Origin of the sequence: Paenibacillus pasadenensis DSM 19293, from assembly GCF_000422485.1 — a bacterium.
In the GTDB taxonomy this organism is placed as follows: Bacteria; Bacillota; Bacilli; order Paenibacillales; family Paenibacillaceae; genus Paenibacillus_O; species Paenibacillus_O pasadenensis.
In genome coordinates this window covers 94,004-110,360 of the sequence record NZ_AULW01000015.1, presented here as the reverse complement: position 1 = coordinate 110,360, position 16,357 = coordinate 94,004, and the positions used below count along the sequence as shown (strand labels likewise).

The 16,357-nt window shown below is 65.3% G+C and carries 20 protein-coding genes; all 20 read left to right on the top strand.

The window, feature by feature from the left end:
* The first annotated feature begins 54 nt into the window (after positions 1-54).
* The 20 genes from H582_RS0103000 to H582_RS0102905 all read left to right on the top strand — a co-directional run bounded on the left by H582_RS0103000 (position 55) and on the right by H582_RS0102905 (position 16,355).
* The gene (locus tag H582_RS0103000; protein ID WP_052332912.1) at positions 55-789 is read left to right on the top strand and encodes a metallophosphoesterase family protein; all 735 of its coding nucleotides are present in this window, start codon (positions 55-57) and stop codon (positions 787-789) included.
* A 162-nt stretch (positions 790-951) separates the two neighbouring features.
* Positions 952-1,530: a TraR/DksA C4-type zinc finger protein gene (locus H582_RS25760; protein ID WP_052332911.1), complete on the top strand. Its 579-nt coding sequence runs from the start codon at positions 952-954 to the stop codon at positions 1,528-1,530.
* Positions 1,531-1,716: 186 nt separating this feature from the next.
* On the top strand, positions 1,717-2,634 hold the full coding sequence (locus H582_RS25755; RefSeq protein WP_043110841.1) for a hypothetical protein: 918 nt from the start codon (positions 1,717-1,719) through the stop codon (positions 2,632-2,634).
* Between the two features lie 176 nt (positions 2,635-2,810).
* The gene (locus H582_RS25750) at positions 2,811-3,791 is read left to right on the top strand and encodes a serine hydrolase domain-containing protein (protein ID WP_052332910.1); all 981 of its coding nucleotides are present in this window, start codon (positions 2,811-2,813) and stop codon (positions 3,789-3,791) included.
* Positions 3,792-3,871: 80 nt separating this feature from the next.
* The gene (locus tag H582_RS0102980; RefSeq protein WP_028597315.1) at positions 3,872-4,198 is read left to right on the top strand and encodes a hypothetical protein; all 327 of its coding nucleotides are present in this window, start codon (positions 3,872-3,874) and stop codon (positions 4,196-4,198) included.
* 140 nt (positions 4,199-4,338) lie between these two features.
* Entirely contained in the window at positions 4,339-4,728 is a 390-nt protein-coding gene (locus H582_RS0102975; protein WP_028597314.1) for a hypothetical protein, read from the top strand.
* A gap of 91 nt (positions 4,729-4,819) precedes the next feature.
* Positions 4,820-5,251 (top strand): organic hydroperoxide resistance protein, encoded by a 432-nt coding sequence (locus H582_RS0102970; RefSeq protein WP_028597313.1) that lies wholly within the window; start codon positions 4,820-4,822, stop codon positions 5,249-5,251.
* Positions 5,252-5,388: 137 nt separating this feature from the next.
* Positions 5,389-6,168, top strand: coding sequence for a GNAT family N-acetyltransferase (locus tag H582_RS0102965; protein WP_028597312.1), 780 nt, complete (start codon positions 5,389-5,391; stop codon positions 6,166-6,168).
* Between the two features lie 76 nt (positions 6,169-6,244).
* Entirely contained in the window at positions 6,245-6,463 is a 219-nt protein-coding gene (locus H582_RS0102960) for a cold-inducible protein YdjO-related protein (RefSeq protein WP_028597311.1), read from the top strand.
* Positions 6,464-6,623: 160 nt separating this feature from the next.
* Positions 6,624-7,031, top strand: a complete 408-nt coding sequence (locus H582_RS25745; RefSeq protein WP_084136522.1) for a metal-sensitive transcriptional regulator — start codon at positions 6,624-6,626, stop codon at positions 7,029-7,031.
* Between the two features lie 85 nt (positions 7,032-7,116).
* Entirely contained in the window at positions 7,117-7,584 is a 468-nt protein-coding gene (locus H582_RS0102950) for an SACOL1771 family peroxiredoxin (protein WP_028597310.1), read from the top strand.
* On the top strand, positions 7,581-9,629 hold the full coding sequence (locus H582_RS25740; RefSeq protein WP_240478917.1) for a peptidoglycan D,D-transpeptidase FtsI family protein: 2,049 nt from the start codon (positions 7,581-7,583) through the stop codon (positions 9,627-9,629). The genes H582_RS0102950 and H582_RS25740 overlap by 4 nt, the downstream gene beginning before the upstream one ends.
* On the top strand, positions 9,629-9,934 hold the full coding sequence (locus H582_RS0102940) for an HNH endonuclease (protein WP_028597309.1): 306 nt from the start codon (positions 9,629-9,631) through the stop codon (positions 9,932-9,934). Before H582_RS25740 ends, H582_RS0102940 begins: the two co-directional genes overlap by 1 nt.
* Before the next feature lie 171 nt (positions 9,935-10,105).
* Complete coding sequence (locus tag H582_RS0102935) at positions 10,106-10,327, top strand: hypothetical protein (RefSeq protein ID WP_028597308.1); 222 nt, start codon at positions 10,106-10,108, stop codon at positions 10,325-10,327.
* A 21-nt stretch (positions 10,328-10,348) separates the two neighbouring features.
* Complete coding sequence (locus tag H582_RS0102930; protein WP_028597307.1) at positions 10,349-10,987, top strand: hypothetical protein; 639 nt, start codon at positions 10,349-10,351, stop codon at positions 10,985-10,987.
* Positions 10,984-12,186: a glutathionylspermidine synthase family protein gene (locus tag H582_RS0102925; RefSeq protein WP_028597306.1), complete on the top strand. Its 1,203-nt coding sequence runs from the start codon at positions 10,984-10,986 to the stop codon at positions 12,184-12,186. Before H582_RS0102930 ends, H582_RS0102925 begins: the two co-directional genes overlap by 4 nt.
* Positions 12,183-12,875 carry a hypothetical protein gene (locus tag H582_RS0102920; protein ID WP_028597305.1) on the top strand — a complete coding sequence of 231 codons (693 nt, stop codon included), beginning with the start codon at positions 12,183-12,185 and terminating at the stop codon, positions 12,873-12,875. Before H582_RS0102925 ends, H582_RS0102920 begins: the two co-directional genes overlap by 4 nt.
* Entirely contained in the window at positions 12,869-13,258 is a 390-nt protein-coding gene (locus H582_RS0102915) for a DUF350 domain-containing protein (protein ID WP_028597304.1), read from the top strand. The genes H582_RS0102920 and H582_RS0102915 overlap by 7 nt, the downstream gene beginning before the upstream one ends.
* 114 nt (positions 13,259-13,372) lie before the next feature.
* On the top strand, positions 13,373-15,262 hold the full coding sequence (locus tag H582_RS0102910) for an LTA synthase family protein (RefSeq protein WP_043110840.1): 1,890 nt from the start codon (positions 13,373-13,375) through the stop codon (positions 15,260-15,262).
* Positions 15,263-15,284: 22 nt separating this feature from the next.
* A complete protein-coding gene (locus H582_RS0102905) occupies positions 15,285-16,355 on the top strand; it encodes a lactonase family protein (protein ID WP_240478916.1) in 1,071 nt (356 codons plus the stop codon).
* Positions 16,356-16,357 lie beyond the last annotated feature (2 nt).

The following is a 16,357-nucleotide window of genomic DNA, read 5'->3' as shown; positions in this document are numbered from 1 at the left end:
TCGCAATGGAAACGGCTCTATCGAGAGATCGAGAGCGAAAAAGGAGAGAGGGCGATGGGCATGAAAAGGACGATCGCGATCAGCGATATCCACGGCTGTCCGGATGCGCTTCGCCGGCTGCTCGACAAGGTCGGCTACGCCCCTGCGGCCGATCGGCTGCTGCTCCTCGGCGATTATGTCGGGCGCGGACCCGACAGCAAGGGGGCGCTGGACGCCCTGATCCGGCTGAAGGCCGAGGGCGGGGCGAGCGTCGTGCTGCTCAAGGGCAACCACGACCATCGGTTTCTGGAGCTGATGAAGACCGGCCACCCGGGACTGGCGCGGAGCTTCCTCGAGCATGGAGGCAAGGCGGCTCTGTCGAGCTACGGGGGCTGGCCGGAGGATCGGAGCTGGCCGCAGGGCGAGCTGGAGGAAGCGCTGCGCCTCATCCGGCGGCGCCATCCCGAGCATGTGCGGCTGCTGCAGGGCATGGAGCTGTTCGCCGAGGACGAGCGGTTCATCTACGCGCACGCGGGCCTCGATCCCGTCTGGGGCAAGCGGTGGAAAAAGCAGCCCGCGCCGATGTTCTACACGATCCGCGAGCCGTTCCTGCGCCATCCGGTGGCCGCCGGCAAGACGGTCGTGTTCGGCCACACGCAGACGCGCAAGCTGCAGGACGGCTCCGGCGTCTGGAACGCCGGCGACAAGATCGGCATCGACGGCGGCTGCGCCTACGGGCATCAGCTGAACGCGCTGCTGATCGATCCGAGCGGAAGCTGGGAGGAAGCCAGCGTGCCGGCGAAGCCTTGATGCGATCCGCCCCGTCTTTGCCGCCTCGCGGCCAGGACGGGTTTTTTTTTCGTGGCTGCCCAGCCCGCTCTCGGCTTCGATCCGGCGGCCAGGCTGCTTCATCGGCTCGCTTCCGAGGGTATAGGTATTCAATCCCGCACGAACGCAGAGGAGGAAGCCGATATGAACCATTTGAAGCCATCGCAGATCGAACAGCTGAAAGCCGCTCTCTTGGAGGAGAAGGCCGAGCTGGAAGCGCATTTTGAGCTGAACGCGGCCCATACGGAGGACGGCGGGCCGGCGACGATGCAGGAAGCCGACGGGGAGCTGTCGAGCTACGACAATCATCCCGCGGATGCGGCGACGACGACGTTCGAGCGCGAGCGCGACATGGCGCTGGACGAGAAGCTGGGCAAGAAGCTCGCTCAGGTGAACCGCGCGCTCAGCCAGATGGAGGACGGCACGTACGGCCTCGACGCCGAGTCCGGAGAGCCGATCCCGTTCGAGCGGCTCGAAGCGATTCCGTCGACTCGGCATACGGTGCAGAACGTGCCGGATCGCGCTCCGGCGCCGGAGCGGCCGGTCGAGGAGCAGGTCATGACGCTGCCTCCGAAGGGCGCCGGCGAAGGCCGGCAGTCCCATGCCGGCCGGTTCGACGACGCGGGAGCGTGGCAGGCGGTCGAGGATTACGGCAACGCCTCCCGGACGGTCGATCCGCAGGCCGAGGCCGAGGCGGCGAACGAAATGGAGAAGCTGCGCTGAACGGCGAGGGAGGCAGAACCGGAAGCTCCGGTTCTGTCTCCTTTTTGCATCGGGTCGAATCGCCTTCGCCGCGCGGGACGGCGGTTATTCGATGAGAATCCTTAGAGCCGGATGAGAGAAGCTTAACGCTGCTCCCGGCTCTTTTCCGCTACACTGGGACGACGACTGGACAGGAGGAATGACATCATGATCACCAAACGCTGCCTCTTCTGCGACTCGCCCGTGCCCGTGAAGGCCGGCGCCGGGACGCTGGAGCGCTTCATCGGCTGCGACTGCGCGCCGGCGGCGGACTACGGCATCGCGGCGGAGCACTACGAGGCGCTCGGAGCGCTTTCCTATCCGCGCCAGCGCGAGCTGTTTCCGCTGGCTTCCGCTTACATCCGCGAGATGACCGGCCTCGGCCGGGACATCGTCGTCACGGCCGAGGAAGTGGAGGCGCTGCCGGCCTCGCCTCATGTGCCGCTGACGGTGGAGGCCAAGAGCGCCAAGCTGCTTGCCTATCTGCGCCGCCAGTGCGCCGGGCCGGGCGAGCCCGTCATCGTGCACCGGCTCGCGCGCAGCTACAACCTTACGTATTCGCAAAACCTGCAGGAGATGGTGTATGTCATCGAGAAGCTGCGCGACGAAGAGCTGCTCGAGCGGACCGGCTCGGTCTTCTCGCTGACGGCCAAAGGCTGGGAGCAGGCCGGGCTGGCGGCCGACGGCGGCATGCAGAAAATCTGCGTCGTCGCCGGCAGCGGCGATCCCGAGGCCGACGCCGAATGGACGGGCCATGTGCTGCCGCTGCTGCAGCAATGCGGCTATACGCCGCGGATGCTCGGCCGCGAAGGCGATGCCGAGGCCGAGCGGCCGCTCGAGCTGCTGGCGCGGGCCGATCTTGTCCTCGCCGAGCTGTCCGGCGACGCGGCATCGGCCAGCCTCGCCGGCGGCTACGCGCTTGGTGCGGGCATCCCGCTGCTCTGGACGTCCCGCCAAGGGGCCGCTGCGCCTCCGGCATGGGCCGGCGCGGCGCCGCTCCGCTGGCAGGACCCCTCGGAGCTGAGCGCGCTGCTGCTGCAGCGGCTGCGCTCCGAGGCGGCGCTGGCGGCCGCTGCGGGAGCTTGACGCCAGGACGCTGCGCTCGGCGCCGCTCCTTCGCTTGCCGGCGCGTCCGGCCAGGGCCGCGCCGATTTTTCCGCGGGACAAGCGCTTCGTTTCGGGGTAAGGTGGAACAAGGATAAGGCCGCCAGCGGAGCGGCATGCTATCCGGACGATCCGCCAACTTCGGGAGGGAATGCGGCATGCAGACGACGGCAGGGACGAAGGAGGAGCTGCGGCTCGGGAAAGACGCGCTGGGGATGCTGGAGAAATGGAGCATCCAGGGCGTGCATGTGGAGCAGGCCGGGCGCGAGCGGCTGCACTGGAGCGCGACGGGCGAGGATCGTCCGTCCGCCGTGCTGTCGTGCACGAAGAGCGTGCTGTCCGCGCTGATCGGCATCGCGATCGGACAAGGGCTGATCGGCGGCGCAGACGATCCGATCTGCGCTTATTTGGACGAGTCGGATCCGCGTCTGGCCGAGGCGCTCCGGGACGATCCGCGCAAGCGCGGCATTACGATCGCGCAGCTGCTCACGATGACGAGCGGCCTCGACTGGCCGGATTTCGACAAGCCCTATCGGGAGCTGAAGCGCTCGGACGCTCCCGCCGCCTTCGTGCTCGGCCGGCCGCTCGCGCATGAGCCGGGAGCCGTCTTCGCCTACAATACGGGCGGCTCGCAGCTGCTCGCGATCGCGCTGGAGCGGGCGAGCGGCATGAGCGCGGCCAAGTTCGCGAGGAAGCATCTGTTCGGACCGCTCGGCATCGGTCCGGTCCGCTGGAGCCGCCTCGCCGGCGGGCAGGAAGGCGGCGCCGGGCTGTCGATCTCGATGCGGGACCTTGCGAAGCTCGGCAGGCTGTACGTGCAGGGCGGCCGCTGGGAGAGGACGCAGGTCGTGCCGGCGGAATGGGTGGAGGCATCGGCGAAGCCGCGCCACAAAGCCTTGCTTCATTACGAGCCGCAGGTGTACGGCTGCTACGGGTATCACTGGTGGGTGTCGCCGCAGGACAAGCAGCCGGGACCGGATTATTTCTTCGCGTTCGGCTATGGCGGGCAATACCTGTTTGTCGTGCCGCAGCTCGAGGCCGTCGCGGTCGTCCGCAAGAGCCTGGAAGGCCGCAACGAGGCGATCCGCTCGCGCCGTCTGTTCGAGACGCAGCTGCTGCCCGCGCTGCGGCAGGGATAGAGGGCGGCGGAATGGGGAATGGCTAACGGCAAGCCTGTCCGGCAGGGCAGGAAAGACCAAGGGCAGGAGGCTGGAACCCCATGAACCCGAACGAACAGCAGCCGCAAGGCGATACGAGCTTGAGCTTGACGTACGAGCAGTTCCAGGAGCAGCAGCGGCAGCGCCGCGAGCAGGAAATGATCGAGGGCCGGATGGCGCTGCAGCGGGCCGGAGCGGACAGCAGCTCCGAAAAGGTGCGCGGCCTCGTCAATACGATGCAGGAGCTCGTGCAGGAGCTGAGCATGACCGAAAATCAAATCCAGGTGCAGGCGGACGCCCAGCTCCGTCAGCTGCGCAAGCTCAAGGAGCGCGCAAGCTCGATCGAGGCGGAGGTCCGCGCCTCGCTTGGCGGCTCGGCGCCTCACTGACTCGTTTATCCGAAGCCCCGTTGTCTCGAAGCCGCCGTGCCGGCTCCGGACAGCGGGGCTTTTGCATTTCGCAGGGCGGGATGGAGCGGCCGAACGCTTCTGTGCTATGCTGGATGGAACCGAAAGGAGGCCTGGCTTTCATGAATGCCGATTTCTTGCCGGTGCGCGACCTCGAGGGCCATCTGCTCTTGTCCGTCAAAAAGCCGGATTTCGGGCTTACCGTGTCGACCCGCGAGCTTGTCTACCACAAGCCGCATGTCAATTATTATCTCAAGCTGGACGATATGGTCAGCCTCATGCCGTTCGAGCTTCGCCAGACCAAGGAGATGAAAGCGGGACACAGCCGCGGCGGCACCGCCGAATACGCGGTCAGCGGAGCGGGCGCGTCGGCGTACCGCATCCATGTCAGCGCGGCCGTCATGCATAACCGCAGCGGCCGCTTCCAGATGGGAGCGATGCAGTTCATCCTGCCGATACCGCCGCGCATGCTGCAGCTGATCGGCGTCCACAGCGGGATGAGCCGGCTGTAGCGGCGGGATTCCTCCGGACGGTCGCGGTTGGACTTGCCCGCATTCGGGTAAGAGAGACAGACGACAGCAACCCGAAAGCGAGGAGATCCAAATGGAAGCATTGTACACGACGGAAGTACGCGCAAAAGGCGGCCGCGGAGGCAAGGTGAGCTCGACCGACGGCGTGCTGGAGCTGCCGCTCGCGATTCCGAAAGGTCTCGGCGGTCCCGGCGGAGAGGCGACGAATCCGGAGCAGCTGTTCGCCGCCGGTTATGCGGCTTGCTTCGAGGGCGCGCTGCAGCTCGCTGCCCGCCAGGGAGGCATCGACGCCAAGGAAGCGATCGTGACGGCTCAGGTGTCGATCTTCAAGGACGAGCCGAGCTTCAAGCTCGGCGCCAAGCTGCAGATCTACGTGCCGAATGCCGATCCCGCCCGAGTCCGCGAGCTGGCGGAGCAGGCGCATCGGTTCTGCCCTTACTCCAAGGCGACGCGCGGCAACATCGACGTGGAGCTGGAAGTGCTGCAAGCCGCGCCGTCCCTTTGACCCGCAGCCTGCCCATCGAACGGTCAAGAGCCTTCCGCCTTCGGGCGGAGGGTTCTTTTTGGCCTTGTATTGAATAAAAATAAATTAAATAGTATATTCATGCTTATTGAAGCCAAGGCGACCGGGAGGAAAACGAAGTGAGAGCATATTACGAAATCGAGGAAGCGGCGCTGAACAGCTGGCCGGCGCTGCAGACGAGCAGCTGCGGAGGCTGGCTCGTCAAATCGAACCGAGGCTATACGAAGCGTTCGAACTCCGTCCAGCCGCTTGCCCATCTCGCAGGCGGCCAGGAGCTGCTGGACGCGAAGATCCGCCGCTGCGAGGCCATCTACCGGCAGACCGGCCAGCCGGCGATATTCAAGATCACGCCGTTCGCCGAGCCAGCGGAGCTCGACGCGGAGCTGGCGCGGCGCGGCTACCGCATCGCCGATCCGTCGATCGTCATGACGGCGGACATCGGCGAGCTGGAGCCGGAGTCGGCCGGCGCGGACGCGCTCGTCTCCGGCCATCCGACGGCCGCCTGGCTGCGGCTCATGCAGGAGTGGGGAGGCTGCGGGGAGGAGGCGCTGCGGCTGACGGAAATGATGTTCGAGGCGTCGACGCTGCCTTGCCATTTCGCGCTGCTGCATGCCGAGGGACGTCCCGTATCGCTCGGACTGGCCGTCCTCGACGGCCGGCTGCTCGGCTTCTACGACATTATGACGGCGCCGGAGTGCCGGGGCAGAGGCTACGGCCGCAGGCTGCTCCGCCATCTGCTGCATTGGGGCCGGGAGCAAGGCGCCGAGCAGGCGTACCTGCAGGTCGTCAGCGGCAACAAAGCCGCCGAAAGGCTGTACGCCGGACTCGGCTTCCGCGAGGCGTACCCCTATTGGTACCGAGTGCAGCAAGGCGAGCCTGTCAAGTCTTTACTTGGCTGAATCGAGGGTGATATAGTAGTCAGGCTGTCTTTTTCGCGGACAGGACTGAACCGACATCAGAAAGGACTGCTTCCCCTTGAGTACAACCGAAGAAACGAAGCCCGAGCTTATCCCGACGAAGATCTGGAAATGCCGCAACGCCGACTGCAAGGCGTGGGTGCGCGACGAGTTCGCCGCCGAATCCCAGCTCTGCCCGATGTGCAAAGGACCGATGCTGCGCAGCATCCGGCATCTGCCCGCCGTCGTGAACAAGATCAAGCGCCAGCCGAAGCCGAAAAACGAATACGGCCTCTGACCGATCGCGGGTCCCGTCCGGGACTCGCCTAGGCCGCTACCGCCGCTCCGCCGCCGCAGGCTGGAGCGGTTTTTGCTGCTTGCGGCGGCATGCCTTCGGCCTGGCGGTATGCTACAATAGAAGGCAGACCATAATTCGTTTCGACAAGGAGGGCGCTGGAGTGGAAACCCGACCGAAGAGCACGCAGGAGCAGGCGCCCGAGCAGGCGCCAGAGCGGCATCCGGAGCATCCGGACCAGCCGGAGCATCCGGACCAGCCGGAGCATGGAGCCGGCTGCGGCTGCCCGGACCATCGCAAGAGCCATCATTCCGAAAAGACGAAAACCAGCCTCGTCAGCCGGCTGAACCGCATCGAGGGACAAGTGCGCGGCATCAAGGGCATGATCGAGAAGGATACGTACTGCGACGACGTGCTCAATCAGCTCAGCTCGATCCAATCGGCGCTGAACGGCGTCGGCAAGCTGCTGCTGGAGCATCACATGAAGTCCTGCGTCGCGGAGCGGCTGCAGGAGGGCGACAGCGCGGTCATCGACGAGCTGATGGTGACGATGAACAAGCTGATCCGCTGAACGTCCGGCTGGCCGGAGCGAACTTTTTCCGGCCTTCGCTCGTCTACAGCATCAGGAAGGCATATCCAATAAAAGGAGCACGGAAATGGAACACAAGTTTGAGCTGGAGGCGGCATGGGCCGGCGGCCGAGGCGGATCGGGCACGATCGCGAGCGGCGCGCTGCAGACGGCGGTCTCCATCCCGGCCGGCATGGACGGGCCCGGCGTCGGCACGAATCCCGACGAGCTGCTGCTCGGCGCGGCGGCGTCCTGCTACGTCATCTCGCTGGCGGCGATGCTCGAGCGGTCCGGCATCCCAGCGGCGCGGCTGTCGCTGCGCTCGACGGCACTCGTCGATACCGATGACGCCGGCCAGCCGACGTACCGCTCGATCGAGCATCGGCCGCTCATCGAGCTGGAGGCGGGAGCGGACGAGGCGGCGGCGGATCGCGCCCGCCGCATCGCCCTCAAGGCGGAGCTGTCGTGCATGATCACGCGCGCGCTCGCCGGCAACGTGCGCGTGGAGGCGCGGCCTGAGGTGCGGCTGCTTGCGGACGGAGGTGGCGGCGCGTGAAAAAGCCGGGCACGCATCCGAAGGGCAACGGCAAGCCGCCGGAAATCATCGGCCGCGACGAGGAGAAGGATTATGTGGTGCGGCGGCAGTTCATGTTCCGCCTCAACCTGTTCTTTTTCGCGGCGTTCGTCATGTTCGGCATCCTCATCGTGCGGCTGGCGGTGCTGCAGTTCATCGACGGGCCGGAGCTGAAGCTGCTGCGCGAGGATCAAGGCACGCGCGACGTCTCGATTCCGCCGTTCCGCGGCAACATCCTCGACTCCGACAAAAAGCCGATCGCCTACTCGACGTCGACGCAGACGCTCACCTACACGCTGCAGGCGGAGAGGAACAAGCAGATCGCGATCGACATGAGCGTCAAGCTGTCCGAGGTGTTCAAGAAGTACAACGACGACCCCGACGCGCAGATGACGCCGGAGGAGATCCAGAAGAACATGGATCTGGACTTCCGTACGAACACGATCTCCGTGCCGCGGCGCATCCGCTCCGACCTGTCCAACCGCGAGATCGCCTACATCACGGAGAACAAGGAGCAGTTCGTCGGCGTCGACATCGTCGAGGAGAGCGTCCGCAACTACAGCGAGGACCGCGTCGCCGCCCAGCTGGTCGGCTACCTCAAGAAATACAAGTCGGCCGGCGACCTGACGAAGTACAAGGAGATCAAGGAGAAGAACGATCCCGCCAACAAGTACTTGCAGGAGGAGACGGTCGGCTTCGACGGCCTCGAGTACATGTACCAGGAGCAGCTGCGCGGCATCAACGGGCTCAAGACGTATCCCGTCGACCGCACGAACAAGGTGACGGGAGTTCCCGTCGTGCAGCCGCCGCAGCGCGGCAACGACCTCGTCCTCAGCATCAACCGCAAGGTGCAGCTGACGGCGCAGCAGGCGATCACCGACCAGCTCGACGTGCTGAAGCATGCGACGAGCAAGCCGCTCAACGCCGGCAACGACGCGCGCATGGGCTTCGCCGTGGCGATGGAGGTCGACACCGGCAAGGTCGTGGCGATGGCGAGCATGCCCGACTACGATACGAACATCTGGAAAGGCGGATCGGCTACGACGGAAAAGCTCAAGCCGGTCGAAAACTTCATTACGAACGGCACGATCCGCACCGTTTTCCCGAACTACCAGGATCCCAAGGAGCAGGCGAAGCATACGCCGTCGCTCGTGTATCTCGGCTCCACGCAAAAGCCGCTGTCGATCCTGATCGGGCTCAACGAGAAGCTGTTCACGGCACGCGAGAGCTACCATGATGTCGGTCGTTATGTTTTCGGCAGCAAAGGGAATGAAGTGACGATCAACAACGCCAGCAGCAAGCCGAATGGATACATCAACGCTAGTGAAGCCATCGCTAAATCTTCCAACGCCTTCATGTCCGCCATGGTCGGCGAGCGGCTGCTCAACAACTACGGAGGCCGCAAGGCGGTCGAGGTATGGGACGACTATATGAAGCAGTTCGGTCTCGGCGTGCTGACCGGCAGCGGCCTGCCGTACGAGCAGCCCGGCGTCGAGGACTACTTCCACGAGGCGGAGACGGCGAGCAACCAGTCCGCGCTCGTCCGCGCCTCGTTCGGCCAGATGGGCAAGTACACGACGCTGCAGCTCGCGCAGTACGCCTCGATGCTGGCCAACAAGGGCAAGCGGATGAAGCCGCTGTTCGTCAGCGAGATCCTCGATCCGAAGGGCGAGGTCATCGAGAAGGTGCAGCCGGAGGTGTTGAACAAGGTCAGCTTCCCGGACGCCTACTGGAACACGATCTACTCCGGCATGAGCAAGGTTTCCGTCCAGGGCTTCGAGGGCGTCTCCTACTCGTTCCTGCGGAAGACGGGCACGTCGCAGCAGCAGGTCGCGCGTGGCAAGCAAGTCGAGAACTCCGTGTTCATCGCCTTCGCGCCGGCCGACAAGCCGAAGCTGGCGATCGCCATCGTCATCCCCGAGGGCGGCTACGGCGGCTACGGAGCCGCTCCGGTCGCGCGCAAGATCTTCGACGCGTATGACGAGGCGGTCGGACTGTACGGCACGCCCAAGGGCAGCAAGGACTGATGGAGCAGCGCCGCTCCGAGCTGCGCTGCGAGCTGTGCGGCCGCGTCGTGCCGGCATTGACCGAGCATCATCTGACGCCGCGCGAGCAGGGCGGAGCGCTGCTGGACAAGGCGCGGCTCTGCCCGGCCTGCCATCGCCAGATCCACGCCCTGTATACGAATTGCGACCTCGTGCAGCTCGGCCTCACGAGCGTCGCGGCGCTGCGGGCCGATCCGGCGATCGCCGCTTATGTCCGCTACATCCGCAAGCAGCCGCCCGGCGCGCTGCCGGCGCTGCGCAAGTCCGCGCGGGTCCGGCGCCGCTGAGACGGACGCGCCGGGACCTCCCTGGCGCTCAAGGCTCTGCCCGTCCGACGGGCAGAGCCTTTTTTGCTTGCGGCAATTTTTTTCTTTAAAAGTAAACCTTTTTGCTTTAACCTGCGTATATACGTGGTGGCTTGGCTGGAATGCATATGAAATGGAAAAGGTGATGGGAAATTGGAAGGGTCGATGAAGGTCGTGCTGTACCAGAAGCTGCCCGGCGGCAGTCTTCGCAAGATCGACGAGCGCAGCTGGTCGGCCGAAATGCTCGCCGCGCTGCATCATATCAACTATTTGACCGTCGGCGGAGAAGAGTTCGAGACGGTCGAAGGCAGGCTCAACGTCGATGAAGGCGTGATGGAGCTGCTGCTGATCTCGATCCCGAGCGGCTCCCGCTAGAGCCGGAGAAAGGAGACATCCATGAGCGAATCTACAAAACGCAACGCCCCCTCGTCCGCGCCGAGGCAGCCGAAGGTGATGGCGACGACGCTCGGCCTTGTCCTGCTCGCCGGAAGCGCGGGCACGGCCGTCTCGGCCGCGGCTCCGACGGCCAGTCCGGCTGCGGGCGGCGGCTCGCCGAAGCTCGTCGAGTGGTCGAGCGACGAAGTGAAGGCCTATTACGATCCCGCGCAGGATTGGAACCTGCCGGAGCTGCAGCCGGAGGAAGAAGACGCTTCGGGCGAGGCGGGCAGCGGCGCAGGAGGCTCGTCCGGCGGCGGAGGCGGCACGACGGTCATCCATACCGGAGGCGGCTTCGGCTGGGACGACATGCTGCTGTACCATCTGATCTTCAACCGCGGAGGCGGCTACTCCTCGAGCGGCTGGGGCGCTTCGCGTCCGGCGTATCATCCTTCGACCGGCCAGCTGTACAAGCGGCCGACGTATGACAGCACGCGATTCCAGAACAAGCCGACGGTCGGCTCGTCCGTCCGCCCGAAGACTTCGTCGGGCAGCGGCACGATTACGCGCCGCTCGACCTCCTCGTCGAAAGGGAGCATCGGCGGCAACTCAAGCGGGTATTCCTCCAGCTCAAGCAAGTCAAGCGGATTTTCCGGATGACGGCGCCCGCGCTGGAAGCGGTCCGCCGCGAGCGGCTCGACCGAGCCGAAGCCACGGCGCGCTTGGCGGAGCTCGGCTTCGGTTGGGCCGATCTCGAAGAGGAGGAATATTGGCTCGATGAAGTCGTCGCCATGGATGCGGACGTCTACGAGCGGCTGGAACGGGCGGCCTCGTCGCTGTGGGCGATCTTCGACCGCACGGTCCGCTATATGCACGGACGCCGCGAGCTGTACGCGCTGACCGGCATTCCGCCGATCCTCTGGAACATGCTGGACGGCCTGGAGCTGCCTCCGCCAGGACAGATCAGCCGGTACGCGCGCTTCGACTTCGCCGTGAGCCTGGACGGCGGCATCAAGCTGCTGGAGCTCAACGCGGATACGCCGACCGGATACGCCGAAGCGGCAGCCGCTACGCCATGGCTCTGCCGGATGGCCGGCCTGCGCTCGCCCAACGAGGCGATGGCGGAGCGGCTGGCGGCGGCCTGGAGCGCGGAGCGCCCGGACGCCGTCGCCTGCGCCGCCTACGGCTCCCATGCGGAGGATACCGGCACGGTCGATCTGCTCGCCCGGCATAGCGGGCTCGAGCTGCGCAAGCTCGATCTGCTCGACCTGTCGGTCGACGACGGCGTCGTGCTGGACGGGGACGGAGCGCCGATCCGTCGCCTGTTCGCCCTTTACCCGAAGGAGTGGATGGCGCTCGACGACGGAGGAGAAGCGCTCGCTTATGCGATCGAGACCGGCCGGCTGACGCTGTTCAATGCTCCTCATGCGATCCTGCTGCAATCCAAAGGACTGCAGGCGCTCGTCTGGGGACTGTACGAGCTCGGCATGCTGTACACCGATCCGGAACGCGAGGCGATCGAGAGCTATTTGCTGCCGACGTACACGAAGCCGCTGTTCGACGGCAGCTACGTCTCGAAGTCGATGTTCGGCCGCGAGGGCGGCTCGGTCAAGCTGTACGGCGAAGGCGGCGGGCTGGAGCTCGAGGACAAGGACGGCTTCGATACGAGCGTCTTTTTCCCGACCGTGTACCAGCGCCGCGCCGATCTGCCGGAGCTTGAGCTTGGCGGCTCCAGCTACCGCGTGCTGACGGGGCTGTTCATGCTCGGAGGCGAGCCGTGCGGCCTGCTTGGACGCGCCGGCGGCCTGATCACCGGCAATACGAGCCATTTTGTACCGATAGGAGTGAAAGCGAAATGAACGTTCCCCATAACCGGGCGGGAGCCGTCCGGCGCGCGCGCGGCCGCATCGCCGGCGCGCTCGGCGCGGCGCTGCTCGCGCTGGCGCTGGCGGGCTGCTCGACCGGCTCGAGCAGCGTCTTCGACACGAGCGGAGGCAGCTCCTCCGGGGCGTCTGCAGCCGGCCAAAGCGCCGCCGCCGACACGTCGGTCGTCCCTTGGGACTACCGGGTGGCGGAAGCCGAGGTCGGCGATCTGATCGGCGGAGACATGACGATCCTGCCGGACAATCAGCTGATGGCCAACGACAGCCAGTACGCGACCGGAGACAAGATCTTCACGCTGCAGTACATGACGGCCAACCTCAAGGAGAACAGCGAAGGCAAGGCGTCCGTCAGCCTGTCGGCATGGACGCCGATCAAGTCCTACCGCGCGAAGGCCGAAGCGGACGCCGATCTGGAGCGGCTCAAGCTGCGGCTCAAGACGAAGGTCGATCTGGTCGGCGTGTACAAGACCGAGCTGGACGGCAAGAGCCGGCAGTTCGCGGTGCTCGAGCTGCCTTCCGGCCAGGTCGTCAAGCAGCCGATCGACGAGGACCGCTACGCGTCGCTGAAGTCCGCCAAGCAGGCGGACGTCATTCTGGAAGAAATCCACGACTTCAGCGAGTATGATCTCGCATACAGCAAATTCAGGGGGTGGGCCGCATCATAGTCGTCAATCTGCTCGTCAGCATCGTCGTCATCATCGCTCTTCAGCTCGTCGGAATGCTCATCTTCAGCTGGATCACGCCCTACAAGGACCTCGAGGAGCTGAAGCGGGGGAACGTCGCCGCCGGACTCGCGATGGGCGGCAAGTTCCTCGGCACGGCGATCCTGCTCGGCGTCGCTTCCTACACGAACCATTCGATCTGGTACTTGATGCTCTGGTTCGCGGTCGGCTACGTCTGCCTCGTGCTCGCCTATCTCGTCTTCGAGCTGGCGACGCCGAACTTCAAGGTGTCGGAGGAGCTCCAGAAAGGCAACGTGGCGGTCGGCATCCTGCTCGCCGCCGTTTATATCGGAACCGGCTTCGCGGTCAGCAGCCTCATCATCTGACGCGCTCCTTCCGTCAAGGGCCCGGCCCGCATTCCTCGCGAATGCGGGCTTCTTGCGCGTTGTGCTATACTGGTTAAGATTTTGCAAAGCCGCTAGAGAAAGAAGGAATTCGCTATGAAACGTTCCTTGTCCTTCGGGCAAAGGCAGGAAGGCAGGAGCCTGTTCGGCGGGCTGTACCTGCTGCTGCTGCTGAAGCTGCAATGGATGCGCATGGAGCTGTTCGGCGGCATCGAGCCGCTCGCGCTCGCGGCGGACGCGCTCTCGCTGCTGGCGCTGCTCGGCCTGCTCGAGCTGGCGACGCCGAGACGGGGCAAAGGTCCGGCCTATTGGGCATTCAATCTGGTCTTCTCCGGGCTGCTGTTCGCGGTGACGCTTTATTTCAAAAACTTCGGCACGGTCGCGACGTACACGGCGCTCGGCAATCTGGGCCAGGTGCTGGGCGTGCGGGAGAGCGTAAAGGGCACGATCCGGCCGCTGGACTATGTCTACTTCGCCGATCTGGCCGTCATCGCGGCCGTATGGGCGCTGCGCCGCAGGAGAGGCAGCGCGCCGCGAGGCAGGCGCAGCCTGTTCAAGCCGCTTGCAGCGGCGCTGTGCCTGGCCGGGGCGGCAGGCTCGCTGTGGTTCGTCCGCGAGGCGGAGGCGACCAAGAGCGAGCTCGCCCAGGCGGAGAGCGTCGGACTGTTCAACTATCAGATCGTGAGCGCGCTCAAGTCCTACGAGGAGGACAAGGAAATCGCCTCCGGCAACATCGCCGAGACGATCGAAGCGGCCAAGGCGCTCCAGGCCTCCTATCCGTATGGAGGCGCCGGCGGCAACGCCGGGGCAACGCCGCAAGCCTTCGGCGCGATGAAGGACATGAACCTGATCGTCGTCCAGCTGGAGGCGCTGCAGAACTTTCCGATCCGGCTGAAGCTCGGAGAGCAGGAAGTGACGCCGGTGCTGAACCGGCTGGCGGACGAGGGGTGGTATGCTCCGCATTTCTTCCAGCAGATCGGCCAGGGCAATACGTCCGACGCCGAATTCATCGCCAATACGTCGATCTATCCGACCGGCACGATCGCGATGAGCACGGGCTACGGCAACCGGAAGCTGCCGAGCCTGCCGAGGCTGCTGCAGGAGCGGGGCTACCGCGCGTATACGTTCCACATCAACAACGTCGGCTTTTGGGACCGCAACAAGCTGTATCCGGCGCTCGGCTTCGACAAGTATTACGACAAGCCCTATTTCCATAACGATCATTTCAACAGCTTCGGCGCTTCCGACGAGGAGCTGTACCGGACGGCGGTCGACGAGCTGGCGAAGACGGCGGCGCAAGGCGGCAAGTTCTACGCGCATCTGATCACGACGTCCAACCATTCTCCGTTCCGCATTCCGGAGGACAAGCAGACGCTGACGCTGCCGGACGGGCTGCGGGGGACGGTCGTCGGCGACTACCTGCAGTCGGTGCATTATACGGACTGGGCGGTCGGCCGCCTGATCGACGGGCTGAAGGAGAAGGGGCTGTGGGACCGGACGGCGCTTGTGCTGTACGGGGACCATTTCGGCCTGCAGCCGCAGGACGCGGACCCGGAGCTGATCCGCGAGCAGCTCGGCATCGACTACGACAAGCGGGTCAGCCGCCTCAACATTCCGCTCGTCATCCGCTATCCGGGCCAGCAGCCGCGGACGATCGAACGCACCGGCGGCCAGATGGACCTGCTGCCGACGATCGCCAATCTGCTCGGCCTCCGTCCGGAGGACGGAGGCGTGCTGCCGTTCGGCCGCGATCTGCTCAATACGGAGCGGAACGTGATCGGCATGAGGTACTATTTGCCGACGGGCTCGTTCCTGAACGACGACATCCTGTTCGTGCCGGGCAAAGGCTTCGAGGACGGAGAAGCGATCCGGCTCGATACGCTGCAGCCGGTGGCGGACTTCTCCGCGTACCGGGACGACTACGAGTACATGCTCAAGCTGATGGCGCTGTCCGACCAATACGTGAAGCTGCTGCCGAAACGATGACCGATAAGGAGAGATGAAGCTCATGAACGAAAAGAAGACGTATCTGTTCGTCGGCTCGTACGCTAAGCCCGAAGGGCCTGGCGTCTATCTGTATCGCTGGAACGAGGAGGAGCTGGCGCTGGAGCCGCTCGCGGAGGCGGACGGCCTCCGCAATCCGACGTTCCTGAACGTCGACCCGGAAGGCGGCAAGCTGTACGCCATATCCGAGGGCGTGAACGAGGCGGGAGGCAAGAGCGGCACCGCCGTCTCCTACCGGTTCGACTCGGGAGAGGGGACGCTTGAGCGCATCGGCGAAGCGCCTACGACCGACGGGCCGACCTGCCATATCGAGCGCAGCCCCGACGGCCGGCGGCTGGTCGTCGTCAGCTATCACGGCGGCATGGCGGGCCTGATGGAGCTGGAGGAGGACGGAACGATCGGACGCCGCCTCGATCAGCCGCAGCATGAGGGCAGCAGTATCGACCCGGATCGCCAGGACCGCCCGCATCCGCACTCGACCCGCTTCAGCCCGGACGGCCGCTGGGCGTTCGTGCAGGATCTCGGCCTTGATCTCATCCGCACGTACCGGCTCGAGGACGACCGGATGGTTCCGGTCCGGGACAACCGGATCCATCCCGGAGCCGGTCCGCGCCATCTGGCTTTCCATCCGGAGGGCCGCTTCGCTTATGTCATCAACGAAGTCGATTCGACCGTCAGCGTGCTCGGCTACGAGCCGGAGACTGGCGAGCTCGCGGAGCTCGGCTATGTGCCGACGCTTCCGGACGGCTGGCAAGGGGACAATACCTGCGCCGAAGTCGCCGTCTCCGCGGACGGGCGGTTCGTCTACGGCTCCAACCGCGGCCATGACAGCCTCGTCGTGTTTGCCGCCCGCAACGGCGGCCGCACGCTGGAGCCGATCCAGCATATTTCCGTCGAGGGCCGGCATCCGCGCCATTTCGCGCTGCTCCCGGGCGGACGGTGGCTGCTGGCGGCCAACAAGGACACGGACGGCATCTCGATCTTCTCCGTTGATGCCGAGAGCGGCAAGCTGGCCTATGCCGGCAAGAAGCATGCCGTTTCGCAGCCGGTCTGCATTCAGCCGTTTCAAGCTTGACG

Bases quoted from the DNA above. Each gene is read 5' to 3' on its own strand.
- H582_RS0103000 (WP_052332912.1), top strand. From the start codon at position 55: ATGGGCATGAAAAGGACGATCGCGATCAGCGATATCCACGGCTGTCCG.
- H582_RS25760 (WP_052332911.1), top strand. From the start codon at position 952: ATGAACCATTTGAAGCCATCGCAGATCGAACAGCTGAAAGCCGCTCTC.
- H582_RS25755 (WP_043110841.1), top strand. From the start codon at position 1,717: ATGATCACCAAACGCTGCCTCTTCTGCGACTCGCCCGTGCCCGTGAAG.
- H582_RS25750 (WP_052332910.1), top strand. From the start codon at position 2,811: ATGCAGACGACGGCAGGGACGAAGGAGGAGCTGCGGCTCGGGAAAGAC.
- H582_RS0102980 (WP_028597315.1), top strand. From the start codon at position 3,872: ATGAACCCGAACGAACAGCAGCCGCAAGGCGATACGAGCTTGAGCTTG.
- H582_RS0102975 (WP_028597314.1), top strand. From the start codon at position 4,339: ATGAATGCCGATTTCTTGCCGGTGCGCGACCTCGAGGGCCATCTGCTC.
- H582_RS0102970 (WP_028597313.1), top strand. From the start codon at position 4,820: ATGGAAGCATTGTACACGACGGAAGTACGCGCAAAAGGCGGCCGCGGA.
- H582_RS0102950 (WP_028597310.1), top strand. From the start codon at position 7,117: ATGGAACACAAGTTTGAGCTGGAGGCGGCATGGGCCGGCGGCCGAGGC.
- H582_RS0102940 (WP_028597309.1), top strand. From the start codon at position 9,629: ATGGAGCAGCGCCGCTCCGAGCTGCGCTGCGAGCTGTGCGGCCGCGTC.
- H582_RS0102930 (WP_028597307.1), top strand. From the start codon at position 10,349: ATGAGCGAATCTACAAAACGCAACGCCCCCTCGTCCGCGCCGAGGCAG.
- H582_RS0102925 (WP_028597306.1), top strand. From the start codon at position 10,984: ATGACGGCGCCCGCGCTGGAAGCGGTCCGCCGCGAGCGGCTCGACCGA.
- H582_RS0102920 (WP_028597305.1), top strand. From the start codon at position 12,183: ATGAACGTTCCCCATAACCGGGCGGGAGCCGTCCGGCGCGCGCGCGGC.
- H582_RS0102910 (WP_043110840.1), top strand. From the start codon at position 13,373: ATGAAACGTTCCTTGTCCTTCGGGCAAAGGCAGGAAGGCAGGAGCCTG.
- H582_RS0102905 (WP_240478916.1), top strand. From the start codon at position 15,285: ATGAACGAAAAGAAGACGTATCTGTTCGTCGGCTCGTACGCTAAGCCC.